The 3,143-nt window shown below is 46.0% G+C and carries 1 protein-coding gene; it reads right to left on the reverse strand.

All coding sequences use genetic code 11. From position 1 onward, the window contains the following. Positions 1 to 7: 7 nt before the first annotated feature. Positions 8 to 3,143: surfactin resistance protein SrfP (srfP, locus tag RAC86_RS37215; RefSeq protein ID WP_377886814.1), on the reverse strand; the 3,136-nt coding region annotated here is incomplete at its 5' end.

The following is a 3,143-nucleotide window of genomic DNA, read 5'->3' on the forward strand; positions in this document are numbered from 1 at the left end:
TGTTTTTTTACTCTTCTTCCGTTCCCGGTTTTTTCTTGCGGAACTTCGCCAATACTTCGTATACGATTGGCACGATCAAGAGTGTCAGAAGCGTTGAACTGATCAAACCGCCGATAACCGTGACGCCGAGTCCTTTTGAAATGACCTGGCTTCCGCCTTCGAAACCTAGCGCTAACGGAATCAAGGCGCCGATTGTCGCGATGGCTGTCATCAGGATCGGACGGAGTCGTGTAGAGCCGGCTTCTAGGAGCGCTTCTCTCGTAGACAGTCCTTCCGCTTCCTTATGAATCACGCGGTCAATTAAGACAATGGCATTTGTAACAACGATACCAATCAGCATGAGCATACCGATCATTGCGTTCAGACTGATCGTTTCACCTGATACATAAAGTCCGACCAGGGCACCGATGACGGTGAACGGCAATGAGAACAGAATCGCAAATGGCGCTAGTGCCCCGCCGAAGGTAATCACGAGCACAAGGTAAACGATCGCTATTGCTGCCAGCATCGCTAAACCGAGCTTCGTAAAGGAATCAGCGATATCTGCGGAAACACCGCCTGTATCGATCGTTACGTTATCAGGCATGTCAAGCTTATCAATTTTCTTCTGGACATCAGCTGATACAGCTGTAACGTTGTCAGATGTAACCTCACCTGTGACATCTGCATAGACTTTTCCGTCACGTTTTGACACAGTATCAGATGTTGATCCTTCTTTCACTTTTGCGACATCGCCGATTTTGACTTCTTTGCCAGTCGCAGAAGTGATCTTTTTATTCTCTAAATCTTTCACACTCTTATACTCGTCTTTTTCTGTCTTAATGTTCACATCAAGCTCTTTGCCGTCTTTTTTCACGGTTGTGAGCGGTTCTTGTGATGTTTGTGTCATTAAGGCCTGAGAAATTTGAGACGCAGTTAAACCGAGTTTGCTTAATTTTTCTTGGTCAGCGACAAAAGTGTACTCATCATATGTGCTGGAAAGGCCTGAGCTTACGTTTTTCAGATCCTTTTCATCTTTCATGACTTTTTCAATGTCTTTGACCGTGTCTTTAATGTCATTTTCTGAATCGCCATACACATAGTATGTTAATTCATTGTTATTGCCTGAAGAGCTGAAGTCCTGCGACTTCCATTCTCCGCGGTTTGACTGATCTTGGATTTTCTTCAGCACGTTGTCTTTTTCTTTATCAAAATCAGGCGTGTCGCTTTCATATTTGATATAGAATAACGCACCGTTTGAATCTCCCCCGGCAAGCGGGCTGCCAGAGCCTAATGAATACTGAACCGTATCCACATGCTTGCGGTCAAGCAGGATTTTTTCCGCTTTTTCAGCTTCAGCTTCGGCTTCTTTTTTCGTTTCACCCGGTTCTGGGCTGTATGTGAGCTGCATCGTTTTTTCTTCCTCGGACGGCAGGTAGCTGGCACCGATTAACGGCACGAGGAACAAGCTTCCAAGGAGCATCAGAACGGCGATGATAGACGTGATCCATTTGTGGCTCAGCGCCCAGTTCAATACTTTTTTATAGATGTTTGCAAGTCTGCCAGGTTTATGTTCTTTCGCTTTGACCTGCCCGCCCGTTAATGATTTTTTGAACAGGCTGTGCGCGAGCATCGGCACAAGCGTGATCGAAATCACCAGGGATGCGGCAAGCGCAAATACAATCGTTAAGGCAAATGGAATAAACAATTCACCGATTTGTCCGCCTACAAGTGCGAGCGGCAGGAATACCGCGATTGTCACGATCGTCGATGACATGATCGGTTTAAACATTTCCTTCGTCGCTTCTCGAACCAAGGCTTTTCCGCGGAGCGGCTCATCTTTGAGTCTCATGCGGCGGTAAATGTTCTCGATCACAACGATAGAGTCATCGACCACACGTCCAATGGCCACGGTCATGGCACCGAGCGTCATGATATTCAGTGTGATATCAAGCTGCTGCAGCACAAGAAGTGCGATCAGCAATGATAATGGAATAGAAATAATCGAAATTAATGTTGATTTGATATCTCTTAAGAATAAGAGAATAATCACAATCGCAAAAATAGCACCGAAAATGGCTTTGCTTAACATCGTTTCAACTGACTGTGTAATCGGCTCTGCCATATCGAGTGTTGCGCTGTAGTCGAAGCCTTTATGGTCTTCTTTGAACTGCTTCAGCTCATCTTTGACATTGTCGGCAACCTCTACTGTATTCGCATCGTTTGCTTTAACAATGTTGATGCCGATGCTGTCTTTTCCATTTGTGCGTGAAACAGATTCGGCTTTTTTCACATCTTTCATTGTCGCAATGTCAGAAAGCTTAACCGTCGGCACATCTGTGCTTGCGCTTTGCTGCGCCTGTGCTGCGGCTTGTGCGCTCTGCGCCGCCGCTTGAGATGCTGCGCCGCTGCCTGCACTTGAAGCAGATGCCATCGGGATTCTCATATTCTTCAAATCTTTTATTGTTTCAATATCGCCGCTTACAACGACAGATTTTTCTTTATTTCCGAATGTGTACAATCCAAGCGGAGTTGTCACATCTGAACCTTGAATCACTTGTTTGACTGTATCTTCATCAAGGCCGTATTCTTTCAGTTTGTCTTCTTTGAAAGAGAATTCAACCTCTTCCACCTGCTGGCCCGATACTTGGACGGAAGCAACGCCTTCTATGCCTTCAAGCTTAGGAACGAGGCTGTCCTCCACTTTTTTCGTCAGCTCTTGCAGATTGTCTTTATCACTGGACACGCTCAGCGTCAGAATCGGGAAGGAGTTCAAGCTGTAGCGTGAAATTTCCGGATCCTTCGCGTCATCAGGCAGGCTGACGTTTTCTAATGCTTCAGCCGCTTCTGTTTTCGCTTTGTCCATATCTTTCTCATAATCATATTCAATCATGACAGACGATGCGTTTTCATAGGACGTCGAAGTCACGACACTGACCCCGTCCAAATTCTGCACCGCTTGTTCAACCGGTTTGGTCACCTCATCAGCCACTTGGCTAGGCGTCGCGCCCGGATATGTCGTGCTGATCGTCAAGTAAGGCATGTTCACGTCAGGAATGGATTCTTGCTTCATATTCATACCCGCATACAAGCCGGCTGCTGTTACAATAATCGTCATCAGCCATACGGCGAATTTGTTTTTCAGAACGAAATTAATAACGTGA

This window comes from Bacillus sp. LR_5 (assembly GCF_042709275.1).